The sequence below is a fragment of the Pseudomonas marginalis genome, from assembly GCF_001645105.1.
In the GTDB taxonomy this organism is placed as follows: Bacteria; Pseudomonadota; Gammaproteobacteria; order Pseudomonadales; family Pseudomonadaceae; genus Aquipseudomonas; species Aquipseudomonas petroselini.
On the sequence record NZ_LKEG01000060.1, the window covers coordinates 21965 to 44268 of the forward strand.

The window sequence follows — 22304 nt, forward strand, 5'->3', positions numbered from 1 at the left end:
ATTAGCCATGAGCAACCCCGTTGCCCCCGAGCCTTTGATCCGCCTGGTTGGCCTGTGCAAGACGTATGGTGCCCAGCAGGCGCTGGATCAAGTCACCCTGGATATTTACCCGGGCGAGGGGGTGGCCTTGCTCGGTGCCACGGGAGCGGGCAAATCGACCTTGGCCAAGGTCCTCAGCGGCAGCCTGGCGCCGGATAGCGGCGAACTGTGGGTCGAGGGCCAGCGCCAACGCTTTACCTCGCCGTTGTCGGCACGCCGGCTCGGCATCGTCGCCGTGCATCAACGGCCCGACGATGCCATCGCCCCCGGCCTGAGCGTGGCCGAGAACCTGTTGCTCGATGAGCTGGGGCAGCCCGACGCGGATTTTCTGCTCAACCGCAAAAGCCTCCTGCAACGTGCCGAAGCCATCGCCGCCGGGCTGGGCCTGGACCTGCCGCTGCAACACCCGGTCGAACGCCTCGGCCAGGCGGACCGTCAACTGCTGGTACTGGCGCGTGCCTTTGCCCAGCAACCCAAACTGCTGATCCTTGACGAACCGACGGCGGCCTTGTCGGAAACCGACGCCGAACGCCTGCTCGGCCTGATCGACAGCCAGCGCGCACGCGGTGTGGCCATCCTCTACATCTCCCAGCGCTTGTCCGATCTGCAACGCGTCACCAACCGCGCGCTCGTGTTGCAAGCCGGACGCCTGACCGGCGACCTCAATACCCGGCACTTGCCGAGCGCGGCGTACACCCTGTTCGGGGAGGTGGCCGAGCATCCTGCGGTGCCCCCTGACAAGGCCTTGCCGGTGCCGTTTCTGGAGCGGTTTACCCGCGCCGGGTTTATCCGCAACCGGGCGGAGGGGCGGGCGGTACAGGAGCACGTGGCCGGGTTGGGGGGTAGCCTGGGGCCTATCGGCACCGTGGACCCCGGCAAGGCTCGCAAGACCTGATCAGCGCGGCGATGGGATAAACGCCACGCTGCCTCCCTCACGCTTCGCAAACCACCGCTCGCCGTTGTCCGGCTGTGTGGTGATCACGTGATGATCCGCGCCCAGGTAGGCCAGTGGCGTTGGGTCGTCCTTGGAGAATTGCGCAACGATAATCGTGTGTTGCGGGTCGAAATTCTGGCCGCTGGTGTTGGCCAGCCAGGCCATGAACGCGGCGCTGTCGCCCTGGCGCGGGAAGTCCTGGGTTTCGGCTACGTAGTAGAAGGGTTTGCCGTGGTTTTGCAGGTACAGAGGCAGTTTGTTGTCGACTTCCACCAGCACCATCTGCCATTGGTTCCACGGTGCTGTTTGGGTCGCCTGGGTTTCCACGTCCTCGGCAAAACGCGTCACGCCGCCATTGCCGTTGGTCCAGGGATACAGCACCCCGAGCACCAGTAGCATCAGCACGGCGGCGCTTGCGAAACCTTTCTGCCAGCGCGGCCAACTCGCCGGGTTTTTCGCCAGCCGTTCACTCACCCACCAGGCCCCCAGCAACTGCGCGAACGGCACCAACGGCAGCACGTAGTAACTGCGTCGGCTGCCACTGGCGGTGAAGAACACGAACAGCAACCCCAGGCCCCACACCAGCCAACGTACGTTGGGCGGGGTCTGGCGCCAATGCCGCAGCGCCAGCCACAGGCCAAGCAGCCAGCACGGCACCCATGGCAGGGTGTAGGCGGGCAGGTAGATCAGGTACGTGTAGATCGGGCCCATGTGGTCGAACGGGTCGAAAAAGCGCACCACGTTTTCGCGGAACACCAGCGCCAAGCCACTTTCGCCGTAGCTGGGTGCGCCGTAGACATGGGACAGCACGAACGGCACGGCATACACCGCGCCCGCCATCAGCAGGGCGAGTGGCAGGCGCAGGTTGAGATGGCGTTTGTAGCGATGCTCACTGAGCAGGTGCGGCAGCAGCACCAGGCCGGGCAGCACAAAGCCGATCAAGCCCTTGAACAGGGAGGTCACCGCCAACAACAGAAAGAACACGGTGTAGCGCCCAAGCCGTGTGTCCTGCGGCCCGCGCCAATACCACCACACGGCCGCCAGTACGCCGCACACCGTGAGCACGTCCGCCGTGGCTACACGCGCCCAGAACAGAAAGTAGAAGGTGGTGGCGAGCATCCAGCCGGCAATCAGCCCGGTGCCCTTGCGCAACAGTTGTTCGCCGATCAGGTAGATCAGCCACACGCTCAGCCAGGCGCCGATCACGGACGGCAAACGTAACGACCACGGGCCGAGGCCGCCCATCGCGTGGGCGGTCGCGGTGATCAGCCAGTAGGAAGGCAGGGGCTTGTCGTAATAGGGCACGCCTTTGAGATACGGGTCGAAGTAGTCGCCGCTTTGCAGCATCTGCAAGGCAATGTTGGCCCAGCGGGTTTCGGGGCCCCACAGGTCGCGTGCGCCGAGGCCGGCGAGCAGCAGCACGGCCGTGACACCCAGCAATACCACCAGGGCGCCGCGTTCGGTTTTCCAGAAGGCCGCCATCAGGGCGATTTCGCGTAGATGATCAGTTCGAGGGCGCCCTTGTAGTAGCGTTTGCCCCCCGGCGGCAGTTGCCCTGCCTCACGCATCTCGCTGGTGCTTCTGACCCGCATCAGCACGCCCACCGAGCCGTGCTGGCGCGCGTCCTTGAGCCACGTCTGCACCTGTTCCAGTGCGACTTTGCGCTGCACCGAACCTGCGTACTGCAAGCCGTAGCGCAACTCGCCCTCGGTGTCATACAGCGCCACCGTCGGGCGCTGCAGGCGCCAGGCCAGGGCGCTGGCACTCTCCAGTTCGTTGCTCAGCAGTGCCTGGGTCTGTTGCAACTCTTCCAGGTGCTCGAGCACAAACTGGTCGGGCATTTCGTTGTCGGCGATCCACGCCGGCATGCTCGCCGGCAACAGGATCACCAGCAGGCCGATGCCCAGTGTCGGCGTGGCCCATAGCGTCAACGGGCGGAACGCTTGCAGCAGGTTAGTGAGGATCCATGCCAACAGCACGATAAAGGCCAGCGACAGGCTGAACATTTCGGCGTGGCTGTTGCTGTACAGCGGCCGGGCGATCTGCAGGTAGATCAGGCCGACCATGGCGACCATGCCGATCACGAAGTTGAGCAGGCCGTTGAGGCAGAGGGTGCGGGCACGGCCGGTGCTGATCAGGTCGACCAGGGTATGCCCCATCAACAACGCCAGGGGCAGCAGGCACGGCATGATGTAGGTCGGCAGCTTGCCGTTGCTCAGGCTGAAAAAACCCAGCGGCAGTAGCAGCCACAGGGCCAGGAAGGTGATTGCCGGCTGGCGTTTGTGCTGCCAGGTGGTGCGCAGGGTGGCGGGCAACAGCCCGGCCCAGGGCAGGCAAGACACCGCGATGATCGGTAGGAAGAACCACCACGGCCGCACGTGTTGCGCGTTGTCGGCGCTGAAGCGGCGAATGTGTTCATTCCAGAAAAAGAAGCGCCAGAAGTCAGGTTCCTGATGATGGATCGCCAGCGCCCACGGCAGGCAGACCACTGCGGCGACGGCGATTGCCAGCGGGCCGTAGCGCAGCAATTCTCCCAGGCGCCGTTGCCAGAGCATGTAGGGCACGGCAATCAGCACCGGCAGCACCCAGGCCAGGAAGCCTTTGGTCAGGAAACCCAGGGCGCAGGCCAGGCCCACCACGGCCCACGCCCCTAGACGGCGCCGCAGTGTGGTGCTGTCGAGGGCAAACCACAGGGCCACCAGGCTCAGGTTGACCCACAGGGTGAATTGCGGATCGAGGTTGGAATAACCCGCTTGCCCGGCCACCAGGCCGAAGCTCAGGTAGAGCAGGGCGCAGGCGAAGCTTTTGCGTGGGTCATTCCACAGGCGACGGGCGATCAGGTAGGCCAGCAGCACGCTTAAGCCGGTGGTCAAGGCCGAGGCGATGCGTACACCGAACAGGTTCTGGCCAAACACGGCCTGGCCGAGGGCGATCAACCAGTAGCCGCCGGCGGGCTTTTCGAAGTAGCGGATACCCATGAAGTGTGGCGTGACCCAATTGCCGCTCAGGAGCATTTCCTGGCTGATCTGGGCGTAGCGGGTCTCGTCGGGGATCCACAAACCGTGCAGGCCCAGCGGCAATAGGTAAAACGCGACAAAGGCCAGCAACAATATCGGCAGCGGTTTTAATCGGGTCATGAAAACGTCGCTCCCTGACGTTTAGTGATGGATGTTTGAAGTAATGAAGTAGCGGAGACAGTCACGACGTTCACTGAATTACACAAAATATTCATGAGGTCCTTAATTAAAAGGCGCAACTAAACATGCCAGAACCGGGCTGTCTTTTTGCTGAACAGGCAGGAGGGGAGAGTTATTAAAGTTGTTTCAGCGCGGCGGGCCAATCCGGGTTATTGACGATACCCAATGTCTTGAACTTGCCGTTGGGCAATACCTGCACGAACAGGGCGCTGCCGTACTGGGGGAATGTGGCGTGGGGGAAACCCAGGGTGCTTTCGAAGTCGGCAATACAGCCGCTGTGGGTGACGAAGACCAGGTTGCGTCCCGGGGTTTTGTGGCTGAGCAGTTCTTCGCCCATGGCCGCGCCGCAGACGGCTTGCTGGCCGGAGGTCAACTCGTTTTTGCCGAACATGAAGCGCAAGGTCTGGGCGGTGCGGATGGTCGGGCTGGCAAGCACGTCACTGCCTTCCATGCCCAACGTTTTAAAGGCTTTTCCCAGGTTTTCCGCGTGCTGGCTGCCGCTGATCGTCAAGCCTTCGACAGGCCCCAGGCAGGGGTTGGTGGAGCGGTCGCAGCGCTCTTCGTGACGCACCAGCACGATCAGGTCGCCATCACGCCAAAGGGGCAGCACATGGGAGTTCAACAGGCGGTTGCCGACGCCCAGGTCGCGTGGCGAGGCGTGCCAGAACAGGCTGCCGGCGAGCAGCAGGCCGACCACGAAAAGCCCCAGCCACAGCGGTTGCAAGCGCTTGAAAAAGGCTCGCCGCGAGCGTGGTTTGGTCAGGGTAAGGTCAACCACTTCATTCACCATGGGCACTGTTGGCAGCGTTGTAATTAGTTAGGCGCAACGTGTGGGCGAATGCCTCAGTGACGCAGGAGGCTGTCACAGGGCGGCTGTCTTTTCGCTGAACATGTTGCGGTTAAAAGTTGTCAGGCAGGGCAACTAACAAGTTGCCGACGAATGACCGATGGCCGGTAATCTAAACAGCCATGGGTGGGCAGTCGGTGAAATCCATGTGAAAAATTTGCATGGCCTTGGGCGGCAGCCGTTATTCTCGATGGCCACCCATCAAACGAGAGTTGTCATGTTGCAGGTGCACGCCGTGTTTAAAAGCTATGTCACTCCGCAAGGGCCGCTGGCGGTGTTGGCCGGTGTGGACCTGCACTTGGCCGAGCGCAGCAGCCTGGCGTTGATGGGCGAGTCGGGCAGCGGCAAGAGCACCCTGTTGCACCTGGTGGCCGGGCTCGACCGGCTGGACGGCGGTAGCATCCAAGTGGGCGAGCAACGCCTCGACCAGCTCAGCGAAGCGCAATTGGCCCATTGGCGGCGCACCGAAATCGGCCTGGTGTTCCAGCAGTTCAACCTGATCGGCAGTTTGCGGGTCGAGGACAACCTGGCGTTCCAGGCGCGGTTGGCGGGGCGGTTTGACCCGCAGTGGCAAGCGCAATTGGTTGAACGCCTGGGCCTGGGCGATCTGCTCAAGCGTTACCCGGAACAACTCTCCGGGGGCCAGCAGCAGCGGGTCGCGGTCGGGCGCGCATTAGCCTCAAAACCGGGCCTGTTGTTGGCCGACGAACCCACCGGCAACCTTGACGAAGCCACCAGTGACGAAGTTTTGCAACTGCTGCTGGACCTGCTGCGCGACAGCCCCACCAGCCTGTTGATGGTCACCCACAGCCCGCGCATCGCCGCACGGCTGGACCGGCAGGTGGTGCTGCAGCGTGGGCGTGTCGTCCCTGCAGGCGCCGCTTGAGATGGCGGTGTTTTACTGGACATTACGCGCACTGCTCAGCCACTGGCGACGGCATCCCGTGCAATTTTTCAGCGTGCTCACCGGCCTGTGGCTGGCCACGGCGCTGCTGATTGGCGTGCAGGCCCTCAACGGCCAGGCGCGCGACAGCTACGCTCGCGCCAGCCAGTTGATCGGCGGTGAACCCCAGGCCAGTCTCAATGCGCCGGACGACGCGAGTTTCCCCCAAGCCGTGTTTGCCCAATTGCGCCGCGCCGGCTGGCCGGTGTCGCCGGTGGTGCAGGGGCGGGTGCAGCTCCAGGGGCATGAGGCAGTACGCTTGCAATTGATGGGCATCGACCCGGTGTCGTTGCCCGGCAGTGGCGCGGTGGCGGGGCAGCGCTTGAGCCAGGCCCAGATGCTGGCGTTCTTTGCGCCGCCGGGGCGCACCTGGATCGCGCCGCAGACCTTGCAGGCCTTGGGGCTGCACGCAGGGCAGCGGCCGACCACGATGAATGGGCACACCTTGCCGCCGCTGCAAGCCCAGGCGGATATGGCGCCCGGCCTGTTGCTCACCGATATTGGGTTTGCCCAAGCCGTGCTGGAGATGCCCGAGCGCCTGTCGCGCCTGTTGGTGGACAAAACGTTCGCCGCCGGCCATCCCACGCCGCCCGCCGGGTTGCAGCTTAAGCAGGGCGAGGACAATAACCTCGCGCGCCTCACCGAGAGCTTTCACCTGAACCTCGACGCGCTGGGCTTTCTGTCCTTTGTGGTGGGGCTGTTTATCGTGCACGCGGCCATCGGCCTGGCCCTGGAGCAACGGCGCGGGTTGCTGCGTACGTTGCGGGCCTGCGGGGTCAGCGTGCGGATGTTGATTATCAGCCTGAGTGTGGAACTGGGCGTGCTCTCGTTGTTGGGGGGCGTGCTCGGTGTCGTCAGCGGTTACCTGTTGGCCAGCCTGTTGCTGCCGGATGTAGCCGCCAGCCTGCGCGGGTTGTATGGCGCCGAGGTGCCGGGGCAGTTGAGCCTGAGCCCGTGGTGGTGGGTGGCGGGGCTGGGCTTGAGCTTGCTCGGTGCCTTGCTCGCCGGTGCCGGCAGCCTGTGGCGGGCGGCGCGTCTGCCACTGCTGGCGCTGGCCAATGCCCAGGCCTGGCATGAGGCTCATGGGCGCTGGTTGCGCCGTCAAGGTTGGGTGGCCGGTGCCGCGTTGCTGGTTGCGGTGCTGGCGCTGTGGTTGGGCAACAGCCTGGCCGCCGGTTTTGTGCTGATGGCCACGCTGTTGCTCGGTGCCGCCCTCGGTTTACCCGTGGTGCTCAATGGCCTGCTCAAGGCCGTGCTGGGGCGCAGCCGTTCGGTGCTCGGCCAATGGTTTCTCGCGGACTGCCGCCAGCAATTGCCGGCCTTGAGCCTGGCGCTGATGGCGCTGCTATTGGCCTTGGCCGCAAATATCGGTGCGGGCTCCATGACCTCCGGCTTTCGGCACACCTTCAATAACTGGCTGGAACAACGCCTCACGGCCGAGCTGTACCTCAACCCGCAAAACCCGGCCCAGGCGCAGCAACTCAGCACTTGGCTGGCCCGGCAACCGTTGGTGCAAACCGTGCTGCCCACCTGGCAGGTCGCCGTGCAATTGCAGGGCTGGCCGGCGGACCTGTTTGGCGTGATCGACGACCCGACCTATCGTCAGCACTGGCCGCTGCTGGACGCAGCGAGCGAACCGTGGGACCAGTTGCAGCAAGGCGACACCCTGATGCTCAGCGAGCAACTGGCGCGCCGGCTCGACGTGAGGCTGGGCGATAGCGTGAGCATTCCCACGCCACACGGTGCGTGGGCGCCGACAGTGGTCGGGATCTACGCCGACTACGGCAACCCCAAGGGCCATGTGCTGGTCAATGCCCAGCACCTGCTGGCCCACTGGCCGACGCTGTCACCGGCCCGTTTCAACCTGCGGGTAGCGCCGGCGGATGTGGCGCCGTTGGTGCGCGAGGTGCAACGCGCCTTTGCCCTGGAAGACAGCCGTATCGTCGATCAACAACAACTCAAGGGCTGGTCGAGCCAGGTGTTCGAACGCACCTTCGCCGCCACGGCCGCGCTGAATAGCCTGACGCTGGGCGTGGCCGGTGTCGCGCTGTTTATCAGCCTGTTGACCCAAAGCCAGAGCCGCCTTGGGCAACTGGCGCCGCTGTGGGCACTGGGCGTCACGCGTCGGCAATTGATGCTGCTCAACCTGGGCCAGACCTGGCTGCTGGCGGTGCTTACACTGGTGCTGGCGTTGCCGCTTGGGCTGCTGCTGGCCTGGTGCCTGGATGCGGTGATCAATGTGCAGGCGTTTGGTTGGCGCCTGCCGTTGCAGGTGTTTCCGTGGCAGCTCGTGCAATTGCTCGGGTTGGCGATGCTGGCGACCTTGCTGGCTTCGGCCTGGCCCCTGTGGCAGTTGTATCGCAGCCGTCCTGCGGACTTGTTGAGAACGTTTGTCCATGAAGATTAACGGCCTGCTGCTGTGTGTGTGCTTGTTACTGGCCGCTTGCGACAAAGTCCCCGCGCCGCAGGAGAGCTTCGCCGGTCTGGGCAGTGACGCGGCGGACTTTGCTCAAGTGCTACCTGGCAAGGTGTTCAGTTTCCCTGAGGATCATGGCCCCCATGAGGGTTTTCGTATCGAGTGGTGGTACGTCACCGCCAACCTCAAGGACGCGCAGGGCAATGTATTCGGCGTGCAATGGACGCTGTTCCGCAACGCCCTCAAGGCGGGGCCGACGCAAACGGGTTGGCACGACTCGACCCTTTGGCTTGGCCATGCGGCCGTCACTTCCGCCACCCACCACTACGCCGCCGAACGTTTCGCGCGCGGTGGCGTCGGCCAGGCCGGGGCCGAGGCGGTGCCGTTCAACGCCTGGATCGACGACTGGAATTTCGCCACCCGCGCCGGTGCCACCAGCCCCTTGGCGGACATGCAACTCAAGGCCAGCGGCGCGCAGTTCGCCTACGACTTGCACCTGACGTCCAGCCGCCCAGTGGTGCTGCAGGGCGACAACGGCTACAGCCGCAAATCCGACCAGGGCCAGGCGTCCTATTACTACAGCCAGCCCTTTTTCAACGCCAGCGGCAGCGTCAGCATCGACGGCAAGGTGTATCAAGTCACCGGCCCGGCCTGGCTCGACCGCGAGTGGAGCAGCCAACCCCTGACCGCCAGCCAGACCGGTTGGGATTGGTTCTCCCTGCACCTGGACCGTGGCGAGCAGTTGATGCTGTTCCGAGTGCGGCAAACCGACGGCGCGTCTTACCTGACCGGCACCTGGATTGATCGCGAGGGCCAGACACAAACGTTGCACAACGCGGATATCCAGCTGACACCCCTGGAAACCACCACCATTGACGGGCGCAAAATGCCTACACGCTGGTCGCTGAAAATTCCCAGCAAACAGCTGGACATCACCCCCCAGGCGGTCAACCCGAACGCCTGGATGAACCTGAGTATTCCGTACTGGGAAGGGCCGGTGCGGTTTGAGGGGGGAGTGGGGTACCTCGAGATGACCGGGTATTAGTTCGGAAAATTTCCTGTAAAAATACTGGACATGCATACAGTGATTGGCTAGATTCCATCCCAGGTGACCGGATGTCACCTGAGCTTCACTTTTTAACTATGGATGGATAAAAAATGAAATCGAAAAAAGCCTTTATGCTGGGCGCGGCCATGGCGGCCTCCTGCTTCGTTTCGGCCTTTGCCCTGGCCGAGCAATACCCTCACCTGGCTGCGCAAGCCGTTAAACCTGACATCAAGCAAAGCCTGAAAGCCGCGGGTAAAGTCCCGGCCACTAAGGCGTCGGCGGCGCTGAAAAAGCAACTGAGCGCAGGCGCCCAACTGAAAAAGCCAGTGTTCGCCGCGAAGGCCAAGGCCGACTCGGTGGTGGAAGACCACAGCGCACCTGCGCCGGTCACCCAGGTCAAGAAAGCTGGCGCTCAACCAGCCACCGCCGTGCAAGCGGCGCTGGTCCAGGGCTGTGAAACCACGCTGGACGTGAATGAGCTGTACACGGTCAATGGTGTGCAAACCGGTGACCTGCTGTGCTACCACTTCAACCTGCCGCAGACGGCCCGGATCAATGCGCTGCTGGTCGGCCAGACGGCCGGTACCGACATGTCCTTGACCCTGTTCCAGGACGATGGCCAAGGCAATCCGATCCCGCTGGGCACTTCCAATAACCCCGGTACCGGTGACGAAAGCCTCAGCGGCGTATTGCCGGCGGGTGACTACTACTGGTTCATGGAAGCCAATGCGGCGGTCTCGGGTTCGAGCTTCCAGTTCGGTGTGGCGGTCAATGCCAATATCGATGCCTTCGAACCGAATGACACGCCGGACACGGCCTTCCAACTACCGGACACCCTGAACTACATCAGCGGCAACGCCGACAGCCTCGATGATGTCGATTACTTCGACTTTACCGCTGTGCGTGGCCAGAGCGTGGGCATTGCCCTGTCGGCCGATGCCGCCAGCGGCAGCACCCGTGGCAAATGGATCCTTGAGCGCTTCGATGGCAGCCAGTGGGTCACCGTAGGTGCCAATATCGTCTCGACGTCGATCCCGAGTCCGGGTGTGGGCGGTGTGGTCAAGGTGCGGGTGCGTCCGAACCAGCACCCGAACGAGCCGTGGAGCGCGACGGGTAAATACACCCTGTCCTTTGGTTCCAACCCACGTGTCGACAACCCGGATATGAAAGGCGAGGCCAACGTGTTGCGCATCCCGTATTCCGCGTCTGATGTGGGCTACGGCTACATGACCACCCAGGCTTATCGAAACCTGACCTGGAAAATGAACCTGTCCGACAGCACCGGCGCGCCACTGGTGGGGCTGCACCCGATTGTCTATCTCGACCAGCACATCAACCCGGACACCGGCAATATCGTCTACAAGGCGTATTCGGCGGCGACCGACAGCTCCGGCCAAGCCGGTGGCACGATCAACGTGGGCACGTGCTCCGGTGACTTCCAGACCACCTTTGTCGATTACTCCCAGGGCTACAACAACACCTGGCGTACCGACTTCAACTACGGCGTGTGGCGCATGGAGGTGCTGGAATACCCAGGCATCGGCGTCGGCGGTGAAAACACCGAGTTCGTCAGCTTTGGTCACCTGTGCAACCAAACCCTGCTCAGCAGCACCAAGAGCTAAACGCGTGTAACTGCAAGCAATGAGGGCATACAGGCCGAGCGCCTGTGTGCCCTTTTTGCGTCAGGGCGCCAACGCCAGCGCCAACGGCACGCGCGCCATGCTCGTGCTTTTCAACGAACCCAGGTACAACCAGTTGCCATACTCCCGGGCCGTGGTGATGGGCGAGTAATTCCCCGCGCTGCCGTCCTGCAAATTGGCGATGACCTTGCCCTCGGTATCCAGCCCCAGCACAAAGGCTTTGCGCTCGATCGGCTTGGGCACCACCATCAGCGCGCGCACCATCACCTTGCGCAGCAGCGGGTAGCCGGCAAAGCTGTCCAGCAGTGGATTGCGCGGTGAGTAAAGCGCCACCCAGAAGCGGTCCTGGCCGTTGAAGCTGAGGTTGTCCGGCAGGCCGGGCAGGTTGTCGATGAACAAGTCATGAGTGCCCGCGCGCTCACCTTTGAGCCAGTAACGGCTGATGCGATAGGCGCCGGTTTCATTCACCAGCACGTAGTTTTCATCCGGGCCCAGGGCTACGCCGTTGGCGAATTGCAGCTGGTCCAGCAGTACCTCGGTCGTGCCGTTGCTGAAGTCATAGCGCAGCAGCCGACCATCACCACCATGCTCGATCACCGCTTCACCGTCTTGCCCATAACCCCAGCGGCTCGACGCATCGCTGAAGTAGGCATAACGCCCGCTGGCGTCCACGGTGACGTCATTGGCGAACCCCAAGGGGAGGCCATGGGCGCCGGTGCTCAGGGTGGTCAGTTGGCGATTCGTCGCTAGTGCGAGCAGGCCCTTCATCCCATCGGCAATGATCAAGCGCCCGTCCGGGTGCAGCGCCATGCCCAGGGGGCGTCCGCCGGTGTTGGCCAGCACATCCAGGCTTCGGCTGTCGGGCGAGGTGCGGATGATGCGACCGTCATGCAAGCCGATGATCAGATAGCCCTGGGCGTCCAACAGCAAGGCCTCTGGCCCGGCGATGTCTTGGGCGCCGATTTTCTGCACGCCCTTGAGGCGCTGGTTTTCGGCGTAAGGGCCGTCTTTCATCGACGGCGCTTTTGGCGGTACCCAATTCACCGGTTGTACTTTGGTCGGCATCAGCAGCAAAAAGGCGATCACCACCAGAAACAACACAAACAGCCAATGACGCAGTTTTTTTGCACGGGTACTCATGACGGTTCCTGCTTGTCGTGGGCGCTCGGCTCCCAGTGCAGGGTGCCGAACAGGTAATCCATCAGGGGGAGGACGATATTGAAGTTACGCCCCTGCATCAGCTCACGACGGTGATGCAGGGCGTGCAAGCGGTGCATCTGGCGCAGCCACGGCAGGCGCGCCACCGGGTGGCCGACAGGCAGGTGCTCGCAGGCGTGAAACACTTCGTAAAGCAAATACCCGAGGATCATGCACCCGGCGAACAGCCCGGCGACGTTGGGGCTCCATTGCTTGAGCAACCACCAGGCGGGCAGGGTGATAGCCAGGCTGTGCAGCACGATCAGCCAGGCTGGAAACAGGATCACTCGCCAATCCCGAGGGCTGTCATAGGTCATATGGCCGGGGGTGAAGAAGCTGTGATGGTCGCCGGTGTGGCGCGCATAAAACAGCCGGGCCAACCCATGTTTATGGTGGCCGAGGTGGCGGTGGACGAGGTAGATGCAGAGGTTGAAGAACACCAGGGTCGCGGGCACGCTCAGCCATTGCAGTGCGGTGATTTGATGCGTCGATGACCAGGCCAGGGTGATGCAGACGATGCCGTAGCCGAACACAAAACTGGCGTGAAGCCATGGGTTGTAGTGTGGCGCGACGCTGGCGCGGTAGCGGGCGCGAAAGGTCTCGGTGGGGTGGGACATGGCGGGCAGCTCGGATTTTTTTGTTGGAGGCTGAGCTTAGTTGGTGGTGGGGAATGTGCGAGTTTTAACGCGCCACAGCAAGCCCTTCCCACATTTCGACGGCAGTCGACCAGCGGCCCCTTGCGTCTGCCGAATTTCCTTGCTAGCTTCTCGCAAAATGTTAACGATAACATTTGCTCTAAAAATAAAAACAAAACAGAGAATCACGCCATGAAAATGCTCCCGAAAACCCTGTGTTTATTGGCTGTAAGCATCACCCTCGGCACCGCTGCCCCTGTTTTTGCCGACGCGGCAAAACCCATCCGCATCGGCGCGTCCTTCCAGGAAATCAACAACCCTTATTTCGTCACCATGAAAAACGCCCTGGAGGAAGCCGGGGCGACCATCGGCGCGAAATTGATCATCACCGACGCCCGTCACGACGTGTCCAAGCAGGTCAGTGACGTCGAAGACATGCTGCAAAAGGGCATCGACATCCTGCTGATCAACCCCACCGACTCGGTGGGCGTGCAATCGGCGGTCAAATCCGCCCACGCCGCCGGTGTCGTGGTCGTCGCGGTGGACGCCCAGGCGGACGGCCCGCTGGATTCCTTCGTCGGCTCGAAGAACTTCGACGCCGGCTTCCAGGCCTGCGAGTACCTGGCCAAGCACATTGGCGACAAAGGCAATATCGCCATCCTCGACGGCATTGCGGTGGTGCCGATCCTGGAACGCGTACGCGGCTGCAAAGAGGCCGTGGCGAAGCACCCGGACATCAAGATTGTCAGCATCCAGAATGGCAAGCAGGAACGTGACCAGGCGCTGACTGTCACCGAGAACATGTTGCAGGCCCAGCCCACCCTCAAGGGCATTTTCAGCGTGAATGACAACGGCTCGCTCGGTGCGCTCTCGGCCATCGAAGCCAGCGGCCTGGACGTGAAGCTGGTCAGCGTCGATGGCGCGCCGGAAGCGATCAAGGCGATCCAGAAGCCCGGCAGCAAATTCATCGCCACCTCGGCCCAATACCCACGTGACCAGATCCGCCTTGCGCTGGGTATCGCCCTGGCCAAGAAGTGGGGCTCGCAAGTGCCCGCCACGATCCCGGTGGACATCACCCTGATCGACCAGGCCAAGGCCAAGGATTTCAGCTGGTAAATCACCCAGGCCCCACGTAACCCGTGGGGCTTGAGGTCTCCTTCTGAATACGAGGTCGGCGGTATGAGCAGTCTTCTGAAGCTGGAAAACATCTGTAAGCGTTACCCGGGCGTACAGGCCCTCAAGTCCATCAACCTGCAGGTCGAGCGCGGCGAGATCCATGCCTTGCTCGGGGAGAATGGCGCGGGCAAATCGACGCTGATGAAGATCCTCGGCGGCGTCGAGCATCAAGACGAAGGCCAGATCCTGATCGATGGCCAGGCGCAGCATTTCGCGACCTACCGTGATGCGATTGCTGCCGGTATCGGCATCGTGTTCCAGGAGTTCAGCCTGATTCCCTACCTCACGGCGGTGGAAAACATCTTCCTCGGCCACGAGCTGAGCAACCGCTTCGGCCTGCTGCGCAAGCGCGACATGGTCGAGGCCAGCGAGGCGTTGTTCAAGCGCCTGGGTGTGACCCTCGACCTGCAATGCGCGGTCAAGCACCTGAGCGTGGCCGAGCAGCAGTTCGTCGAAATCGCCAAGGCCCTGGCCCTGGATGCGCGTCTGCTGGTGCTGGATGAACCCACCGCCACCCTCACGCCCAGCGAGGCCGAGCTGCTGTTCGAGATCATGCGCGAACTCAAGCGCCAGGGCGTCGCGGTGATTTTCATCTCTCATCACCTGGAGGAGATTTTCCAGGTGTGCGACCGCATCAGCGTGCTGCGCGACGGCGGCAATGTGGGCGTCACCGATGTGGCTGACAGCGACATCGACCGGCTGGTCGAGATGATGGTCGGGCGCCGCCTGGAATGCAGTTTTCCGCCCAAGCCGAGCAGCGCACGCGGCCCGCTGTTGTTGGAGGTCAAGGACATCCAATTGGTGCGCAACGGCCCCCACAACAGCTTCCAGCTGTACAAGGGCGAGATCCTCGGCTTTGCCGGCTTGGTCGGGTCCGGTCGCACCGAACTGGCGTTGGGCATGATGGGCGCGCTGCCGTCGGTGAGCAAAGACGTGTGGCTGCGCGGTGAAAAAATCACCCTCGACGACCCGGCCCAGGCGCTGGCACACGGCATCGGCCTACTGCCGGAAAGCCGCAAGAGCGAAGGGCTGATCACCGATTTCAGCATCCGCGAAAACATCTCCCTGAATAACCTGCCCAAGTACCAGAACGCCTCGGGCCTGATCGACAAAAGTCGTGAATGCGCCAGCGTTGAAAGCCTGATGAAGCAACTGTCGATCAAAGCCCCGAGCAGCGAAAGCCGGGTGTTCAACCTCAGCGGCGGCAACCAGCAAAAGGTCGTGATCGCACGCTGGATCAACCACCACTGCGACGTGCTGGTGTTCGACGAACCCACCCGTGGCATCGACGTGGGCGCCAAGGCGCAGATCTACGCGCTGATGCGCAGCCTCACCGAACAGGGCTACGCAATCATCATGATTTCCTCCGAACTGCCCGAAGTCATCGGCATGTGCGACCGGGTCGCCGTGTTCCACAAGGGCGCCATCGTCAAGCTGCTGGAAGCGTCCGCCGTCAATCCTCAAGAGGTCATGCGCCATGCAACAGGGGGCTCAAGTGAATACGTCCATTAATACCGTCGACAGCAGCCGGCTGCGCCTCAACCTGGCGCGGCTGGTGCGCTCGCCGGCGTTTTACCCCTTTGTCGGGTTGGTGGTGGTCACCGTGGTGATGATCCTCGCCAGCGACACCTTCCTCACCGCCAGCAACCTGTCGAACATCGCCCGCCAAGTGTCGATCAACGCGATTATCGCGGTGGGCATGACCTGCGTGATCCTCACGGGCGGCATCGACTTGTCGGTGGGGCCGGTGATGGCGTTGTCCGGCACGCTCACGGCCGGCTTGATGGTCGCGGGCCTGCCGCCCGGCCTGGCGATTGGCGCCGGCATGCTGATCGGCGTGGCCTTCGGCATCGGCAATGGCCTCTTCGTCGCTTACCTGCACATGCCGCCGATCATCGTCACCCTGGCGACCATGGGCATCGCCCGTGGCCTGGGCCTGATGTACACCGACGGCTACCCGATTTCCGGGTTACCGGACTGGTTTGCGTTTTTCGGCCGCGAAAGCCTGTTCGGCATTCAGGTGCCGATCCTGATCATGCTGCTCACCTACCTGGCCGCCTATGTGCTGCTGCAACACACGCGCATCGGCCGCTACATCTACGCCATCGGCGGCAATGAAGAAGCGGTGCGCTTGTCCGGCGTGCGCGCCGCGCGCTTCAAGCTGCTGGTGTACGGCATCAGTGGCCTGACGGCGGCGATTGCCGGGCTGGTACTGACCTCACGCCTGATGAGCGGCCAGCCGAATGCCGGCGTGTCGTTTGAGTTGGATGCGATTGCCGCCGTGGTACTCGGCGGCGCGTCGATTGCCGGCGGGCGCGGCGTGATCGTCGGCACCTTGCTCGGCGCCATGCTGCTCGGCGTATTGAACAACGGACTGAACATGCTCGGCGTTTCGCCCTACGTCCAGAGCGTGATCAAGGGCGGGATCATTTTGCTGGCGATTTTCATCAGCCGTCAGCGCCATAAATAAACTCAAGACAGGACCGAACACCATGGACAAGCACACCGAAATGCAAGCCGTCGTCTGCCACGGCCCTAAAGACTACCGCCTGGAACGCATCGGCAAACCCCAGGCGCGCGCCAATGAGCTGGTGATCCGCATCGCCGCCTGCGGCATCTGCGCCAGTGACTGCAAGTGCCACTCCGGCGCGGCGATGTTCTGGGGCGGCGACAACCCGTGGGTCAAGGCGCCGGTGGTGCCGGGGCATGAGTTTTTCGGCTATGTGGTGGAAGCGGGCGAGGGCGCCGAAGAGCACTTTGAAGTCGCGGTGGGCGACAAGGTGATCGCCGAGCAGATCGTGCCCTGCGGCAAGTGCCGCTTCTGCAAATCCGGCAAGTACTGGATGTGCGAGGTGCACAACATTTTCGGCTTCCAGCGTGAAGTGGCCGAAGGTGGCATGGCCCAGTACATGCGCATCCCCAAGACCGCCATCGTGCACAAGATTCCCGAGTCGGTGTCGCTGGAAGACTCGGCGCTGGTGGAGCCGATGGCGTGTTCGATCCACACCGTCAACCGTGGCGATGTCCAGCTCGACGACGTGGTGGTGATTGCCGGTGCCGGGACCCTCGGCCTGTGCATGGTCCAGGTCGCCGCGTTGAAGACCCCGAAGAAACTGGTGGTGATCGACATGGTCGACGAGCGCCTGGAACTGGCGAAGCACTTCGGCGCCGACGTGGTGATCAACCCGTCACGCGACAACGCCCGCGAGATCATCAACGGCCTCACCGATAACTATGGCTGCGACGTCTACATCGAAACCACCGGCGTACCGGCCGGCGTGACCCAAGGCCTGGACCTGATCCGCAAGCTCGGGCGTTTTGTCGAGTTCAGCGTGTTCGGTGCCGAGACCAGCGTCGACTGGTCGATCATCGGCGACCGCAAGGAGTTGGACGTGCGCGGCGCGCACCTCGGCCCGTATTGCTACCCGATCGCCATCGACCTGTTCGAACGCGGCCTGGTCACCTCCAAGGGCATCGTCACCCACGATTTCCCGCTGGATGACTACGCCGAAGCGTTTGAGCTGGCCAACTCGACCAAGTCAATCAAGGTGCTGTTGAAGCCGGTGGTCTGAAGATGAACTACGTGATGGGTGTCGACATAGGGACCCAGAGCACCAAGGCGCTGCTGGTGGATGCTCAAGGTACGATTATCGCGCAGCACAGCCAGGGGTATCGCGTGGATACCCCGAAAGTGCGCTGGGCCGAACAATGGCCGCAGGTCTGGCTCGATGCGGTCGAGACGTGCGTGGCGCAGTGCATGGCCAAGGCCGGCGTGGCCAAGGAACACGTGAAAGCCCTGTGCATCAGCAGCCTGTACGGCGGCTCGGGGATTGCGGTGGATGCAGCGCTCACACCGCTGCACCCGTGCCTGATCTGGATGGATCGCCGCGCCGGTGAGCAGGTCGCCTGGGTGCGTGAGCACGTGGACCTGGAGCGGCTGTTCGCGGTGACCGGTAACTCGGTGGACAGCTACTACGGCTTCACCAAGATGCTCTGGCTCAAGCAGCACCAGCCGCAAGTGTGGGCCAAGACCCGTTACCTGCTGCCGCCCAACAGCTATATCAACGCGTGCCTCACCGGTGAGCTGGCGGTGGACCATAGCAGCGCCGGCAATATCGGCGGGGTGTATGACGTGGCGGCGCGCGGCTGGTCGGGCGAGATGCTCGACGCGCTGGGCATACCGCAAGCGATGATGCCGGAGCGCCTGGTGTATTCCGGTGAGGTGGTGGGCGGCCTGCTGGAGGAGTGGGCGGCGCGCCTGGGCCTGCAGACCGGCACGCCGATCCTGGCCGGGGGTGTCGACGCGGCCATGGCCACGTTGGCCGCAGGCGTTACGCAACCGGGCAACCATGTGGCGATGATCGGCACCAGCATGTGCTGGGGTTACCTGAACCAGCAGGTGGACGCGCACCATGGGTTGGTGAGCATGCCCCACGTCTACAACGGCCACCGCGACCTGTACATCTTCGGCGGTGCGATCACGGCGGGTGCGTCGGTGAGCTGGTTTCGCGAGCAGTTCTGCCAGGCCGAGGAACAGCAAGCCAAGGCCACCGGCCAGGACAGCCTGGTGCTGCTGGAACAGCGTGCGATGAACATCCCGGCGGGCAGCGAAGGCCTGTTGTTCCAGCCGTACCTGATGGGCGAACGCAGCCCGGTGTGGGATGACCGTGCCAGTGGCAGCTTTGTCGGCTTGAACCTCTACCACAGCCGCATTCACCTGTACCGCGCGGTGCTGGAGGGGGTGAGTTTCGCCCTGCGTCACAACATCGAAGCGGGCACGCGCGGCGCGCATTCGCTGGATTCACACTTGATTGTGGTGGGTGGGGCGAGCCATTCGGACCTGTGGATGCAGATCATCGCGGACGTTACGCGCTACCCGGTCTACACCATCGTGCAAGAGGTGGAAGCGGCATTGGGCGCGGCGTTGCTGGCGGCGCATACGGTGGGGTTGGTGAGTGATGAGGAGATGTACAAGGGGTGGGTGCAGCTGGCGTTGCGGGCGGAGCCAAAGGTTGAAAACGTCGGGGTTTATGACCGGGCGTTTGCCGAGTATTTGAAACTGTACCCCGCTTTGAAACCGATCATGCACAGCCTACAAACCAACTGATTCAACACAGTCCAAATGTGGGAGCTGGCTTGCCTGCGATAGCGGTGTATCAGTCGCAGATGTACTGGCTGAACCACCGCCATCGCAGGCAAGCCAGCTCCCACATTGGATCTTCATTGTTTTTGAGATCTCTATTCATGAACGCAGCCTTCAACTTCACCCACCACCGTATCCTCGTCACCGGCGCCAGCAGCGGCATCGGCCGGGAAATCGCCCTGCAACTGATCGCCAGCGGCGCTGAAGTCTTCGCCCTCGGTCGCGACGCGCAGGCCCTGGCTCAACTCGGCTGCCACGCCTTGTGCCTGGATATCGCCGACAGCACCGCCCTCGACAAAGCCCTGCAAGCCCTTCCGCCGCTGCACGGCCTGGTCAACTGCGCCGGTATCTCGCGCCTGGAGCCCGCCGCCGCGATCAGCGCCGAGGCCTTCGACCAGGTGATGCAGGTCAACGCCCGCGCCGCCGCCCAGGTCGGCAGCCGCGTGGCGGCGAAAATGATCGAGGCGAACATTGCCGGCAGCATCGTCAATGTCTCCAGCCAGGCCGCACTGGTAGCACTGGACGATCACCTCGGCTACTGCGCTTCCAAGGCGGCGCTGGATGCGATCACCCGCGTGCAATGCGCCGAGTGGGGCCGCTTCGGCATTCGCGTTAATAGCGTCAACCCCACCGTCACGCTCACGCCGATGGCGGCCATGGCGTGGTCCGACCCGTCCAAGCGCGACCCGGCGCTGGCGGCCATTCCCCTTGGGCGTTTTGCTGAAACCGTGGAAGTGGCCTTGCCGGTGCTGTTCCTGCTGAGCAGCGCCGCAAGCATGATCAGCGGCGTCAGCCTGCCCATCGACGGCGGCTACACCAGCCGCTAGCCGTTTTCCAACTGGCCGGCGATCACCACCTTGTCCCGTGGTTTGTACGGGTCCTCAAGGCGGTCGAGCAGCAGGCGGACCGCGCTGCTGCCGGCCAGGGACGCATCGTGGGCTACACACGCGATGGGCACGCCGAAGATATCGGCGAAAGGCAGGCGGTCGATGCCGCAGATGGTCAGGCTGTCGTGGGGAATGTTGTGCATGCGCAACGCGCGCAGCGCGCCGAGGGTGATCAACTGGTTGAAGCCCATGATCGCGTCCGGCGCCGAGTGTTCGGCCAGGTAGTCGAGGGTGTGCAGGTAGGAGGGCATCAGCGTGTAGTCGCCGGCCTGGACTTCGACGTGCACCTGCGGGTGTTCGGCCAGCACTTCGCGCAGGCCCTTGAGGCGCTCAACGGTGATGCGTGAATGCTCGGGGCCGGTCAGCACCAGCAGGCGCTTGAGGTCGGGCGTCTGGCGCAACAGATAATGCGCGGCCTGGATGCCGCTGTGGTAGTTGTCGAGCACCACGCGGCTGAACGGGCTGTCATGGATCGTGCGGTCGAGCAGCACCACCGGCGTCTTGCCGTTGCCCAGGCGCTCGAGGTAGTCGGGCTGGTAGCTCGGCTCATCCGAGACCGGCGACAGGATTATCCCGGCCACGCGGTAGCCCAGCAGCGTATCCACGGCTTTGCTTTCCAGCTCTTCGAGCTCATCGGTGTCCACCAGCATGATGGTGTAGCCGTGCTGTTTGGCCTCGCGGGAAATCGCCTTGATCATTTCGCTGTAGAACGGGTTGTCCACCGAGGCGGTAATCACGCCGATGATCAGGCTTTCACTGCGCTTGAGGCCACGGGCGAAGGCGTTGGGCACGTAGTCCAGCTCTCGCGCCACTTCGAGAATGCGCGCCAGGGTGGCCGGCTTGACCAGGTCGGGTTTGCTCAGCGCGCGGGACACCGTGATGGTGGTCATGCCGACTTGTTTGGCGATGTCGCTGATGGTGACGGACTTTTTCTTGTTCATCGGTAAGGCTGCGAAAGGAAACACCCGCAGGCTAGCATGCGCGCAGGCGTAGGGTGATTCAAATCAGCGGGTCCCAGCGCTGCGACCAGTCACTTTCAGCCTTGACCACTTCGCGCAGCAACGCCAGTGCCTGTTGCAACACCGCCGAATCCCGCGCCCGTGAATACACCAGGAACGTGGGGAAGCTGAACTCCGGCGCCTTGGGCACACGTTGCATCACGCCGCTGTCCAGGTAGCTTTGCACCACGCGCGTGCGGAAATACCCGGCGCCGCCGTTTTCGAGGATGTACTGTAACGCCAGCGGGCCGAGGTTGAAACTCAGCGCGGCACGCGCCTTGTCGGGCAGGGCGGCGTCATGCTGCTGGCGAAAGCCTGGGCCCCAGTCGATATACACGTAGGGGGCCGGGTTGCTCACCAGTTGCACCAGGATCAGTTTTTCTTCCAGCACTTGCTCCACCTGCAAGCCCGGCCAGTATTGCGGCTGGAACACCAGCGCGGCGTCGAGTACGCCGAGTTCCAGTTGGCGCAGCAGGTATTCGCCTTCGCGGATTTCGGTGCGCAGGGCGTGTCCGGGGATGTGCTGGCGCAGGGCCTGGGCCCAGCCGAGCATCAATGGGTTGCACAGGCTGACCTCACCGCCGATGTGCAGCACATTGCGATAGCCATCCGGCAGCGGCAGGTCGCGGCGCGCAGCTTCCCAGGTTTGCAGCAACTGGTTGGCGTATACCACGAAGGCTTCGCCATCGGCGGTCAGGCGTGCGCCGGCGCGGTTGCGGATGAACAGCGTGCTGCCGAGCTGGCTTTCCAGGTTTTTCACCCGCGCGGTGATGGCGGTCTGGGTAACGTGCAGTTTCTCGGCTGCGGCGGCCAGGCTGCCGCAGCGGGAGATTTCGAGGAAGGTGCGTGCCAGTTCGATGTCCATGAAGCCCCCGGGGATGAATGGGGGACAGTGTAATGGAATGCGGTTGAAACTGTGGGAGGGGGCTAGTCCTTCGGCTGGCGGCCTGACAGACGACTGCGATTCAAATGTGGGAGGGGGCTTGCTCCCGCCGGCGGCCTGGCAGACGACCAGGATGTTGGGTCAGACTGGGTACATATCCGTTATTTGGGTAACGGCTGCTATGGGGTCCGCCCTTACGGCGGGTCACTTTGGAAAAGAGCCCCAAAGTAACCAAAAGGCTCTTGCCCCAACACTCGGCACCTCGCCTAGGCTCGGTGTGCCCTCACTCCGGCTTGAATCCGTGGGCCGCCGTCATGGGCC

18 protein-coding genes are annotated in these 22304 nt (G+C 63.0%); 11 read left to right on the forward strand and 7 right to left on the reverse strand.

Annotated elements, in window-relative coordinates; all coding sequences use genetic code 11:
• The first annotated feature begins 7 nt into the window (after nucleotides 1-7).
• Nucleotides 8-934, forward strand: coding sequence for an ATP-binding cassette domain-containing protein (locus AO064_RS27875; protein ID WP_064055269.1), 927 nt, complete (start codon nucleotides 8-10; stop codon nucleotides 932-934).
• On the opposite strand, the gene AO064_RS27880 is transcribed toward AO064_RS27875, so the two are convergent.
• The 3 genes from AO064_RS27880 to pmrG all read right to left on the reverse strand — a co-directional run bounded on the left by AO064_RS27880 (nucleotide 935) and on the right by pmrG (nucleotide 4960).
• Nucleotides 935-2455, reverse strand: coding sequence for an ArnT family glycosyltransferase (locus tag AO064_RS27880; protein WP_064055270.1), 1521 nt, complete (start codon nucleotides 2453-2455; stop codon nucleotides 935-937). It abuts the gene before it with no gap.
• Entirely contained in the window at nucleotides 2455-4110 is a 1656-nt protein-coding gene (gene arnT, locus AO064_RS27885) for a lipid IV(A) 4-amino-4-deoxy-L-arabinosyltransferase (RefSeq protein ID WP_064055271.1), read from the reverse strand. The genes AO064_RS27880 and arnT overlap by 1 nt, the downstream gene beginning before the upstream one ends.
• 175 nt (nucleotides 4111-4285) lie before the next feature.
• Nucleotides 4286-4960 (reverse strand): lipopolysaccharide core heptose(II)-phosphate phosphatase PmrG, encoded by a 675-nt coding sequence (gene pmrG / locus AO064_RS27890; RefSeq protein WP_064055272.1) that lies wholly within the window; start codon nucleotides 4958-4960, stop codon nucleotides 4286-4288.
• Between the two features lie 274 nt (nucleotides 4961-5234).
• Here pmrG and AO064_RS27895 point away from each other — a divergent pair, with 274 nt between their 5' ends.
• From AO064_RS27895 to AO064_RS27910, 4 genes are all read left to right on the forward strand, one after another.
• Nucleotides 5235-5903 carry an ABC transporter ATP-binding protein gene (locus AO064_RS27895; RefSeq protein ID WP_046036508.1) on the forward strand — a complete coding sequence of 223 codons (669 nt, stop codon included), beginning with the start codon at nucleotides 5235-5237 and terminating at the stop codon, nucleotides 5901-5903.
• A gap of 1 nt (nucleotide 5904) precedes the next feature.
• A complete protein-coding gene (locus AO064_RS27900; protein ID WP_064055426.1) occupies nucleotides 5905-8367 on the forward strand; it encodes an ABC transporter permease in 2463 nt (820 codons plus the stop codon).
• Complete coding sequence (locus tag AO064_RS27905; RefSeq protein ID WP_064055273.1) at nucleotides 8357-9421, forward strand: lipocalin-like domain-containing protein; 1065 nt, start codon at nucleotides 8357-8359, stop codon at nucleotides 9419-9421. Before AO064_RS27900 ends, AO064_RS27905 begins: the two co-directional genes overlap by 11 nt.
• Before the next feature lie 113 nt (nucleotides 9422-9534).
• Nucleotides 9535-11046, forward strand: coding sequence for a hypothetical protein (locus AO064_RS27910; protein WP_064055274.1), 1512 nt, complete (start codon nucleotides 9535-9537; stop codon nucleotides 11044-11046).
• Between the two features lie 60 nt (nucleotides 11047-11106).
• Here the strand turns inward: AO064_RS27910 and AO064_RS27915 are convergent, their stop codons facing one another.
• A complete protein-coding gene (locus AO064_RS27915; RefSeq protein ID WP_064055275.1) occupies nucleotides 11107-12204 on the reverse strand; it encodes an SMP-30/gluconolactonase/LRE family protein in 1098 nt (365 codons plus the stop codon).
• Nucleotides 12201-12878, reverse strand: coding sequence for a sterol desaturase family protein (locus tag AO064_RS27920; protein WP_015884790.1), 678 nt, complete (start codon nucleotides 12876-12878; stop codon nucleotides 12201-12203). The genes AO064_RS27915 and AO064_RS27920 overlap by 4 nt, the downstream gene beginning before the upstream one ends.
• 210 nt (nucleotides 12879-13088) lie before the next feature.
• Here AO064_RS27920 and AO064_RS27925 point away from each other — a divergent pair, with 210 nt between their 5' ends.
• The 6 genes from AO064_RS27925 (at nucleotide 13089) to AO064_RS27950 (ending at nucleotide 20042) form a co-directional block, all read left to right on the forward strand.
• Entirely contained in the window at nucleotides 13089-14012 is a 924-nt protein-coding gene (locus AO064_RS27925) for a substrate-binding domain-containing protein (RefSeq protein WP_015884789.1), read from the forward strand.
• A 63-nt stretch (nucleotides 14013-14075) separates the two neighbouring features.
• Nucleotides 14076-15584, forward strand: a complete 1509-nt coding sequence (locus tag AO064_RS27930; protein ID WP_064055276.1) for a sugar ABC transporter ATP-binding protein — start codon at nucleotides 14076-14078, stop codon at nucleotides 15582-15584.
• Nucleotides 15550-16542, forward strand: coding sequence for an ABC transporter permease (locus AO064_RS27935; protein ID WP_015884787.1), 993 nt, complete (start codon nucleotides 15550-15552; stop codon nucleotides 16540-16542). The genes AO064_RS27930 and AO064_RS27935 overlap by 35 nt, the downstream gene beginning before the upstream one ends.
• Before the next feature lie 22 nt (nucleotides 16543-16564).
• Entirely contained in the window at nucleotides 16565-17644 is a 1080-nt protein-coding gene (locus AO064_RS27940) for an alcohol dehydrogenase catalytic domain-containing protein (RefSeq protein WP_064055277.1), read from the forward strand.
• A 2-nt stretch (nucleotides 17645-17646) separates the two neighbouring features.
• A complete protein-coding gene (locus AO064_RS27945) occupies nucleotides 17647-19179 on the forward strand; it encodes an FGGY-family carbohydrate kinase (RefSeq protein WP_064055278.1) in 1533 nt (510 codons plus the stop codon).
• Between the two features lie 137 nt (nucleotides 19180-19316).
• Nucleotides 19317-20042, forward strand: coding sequence for an SDR family oxidoreductase (locus AO064_RS27950; RefSeq protein ID WP_064055279.1), 726 nt, complete (start codon nucleotides 19317-19319; stop codon nucleotides 20040-20042).
• On the opposite strand, the gene AO064_RS27955 is transcribed toward AO064_RS27950, so the two are convergent.
• Together AO064_RS27955 and AO064_RS27960 are read right to left on the reverse strand one after the other, a co-directional pair.
• The gene (locus tag AO064_RS27955; protein WP_015884783.1) at nucleotides 20039-21043 is read right to left on the reverse strand and encodes a LacI family DNA-binding transcriptional regulator; all 1005 of its coding nucleotides are present in this window, start codon (nucleotides 21041-21043) and stop codon (nucleotides 20039-20041) included. The two genes, AO064_RS27950 and AO064_RS27955, sit on opposite strands and share 4 nt — an antisense overlap.
• Nucleotides 21044-21101: 58 nt before the next feature.
• Nucleotides 21102-21965 (reverse strand): LysR family transcriptional regulator, encoded by an 864-nt coding sequence (locus tag AO064_RS27960; RefSeq protein ID WP_064055280.1) that lies wholly within the window; start codon nucleotides 21963-21965, stop codon nucleotides 21102-21104.
• Nucleotides 21966-22304: the final 339 nt, after the last annotated feature.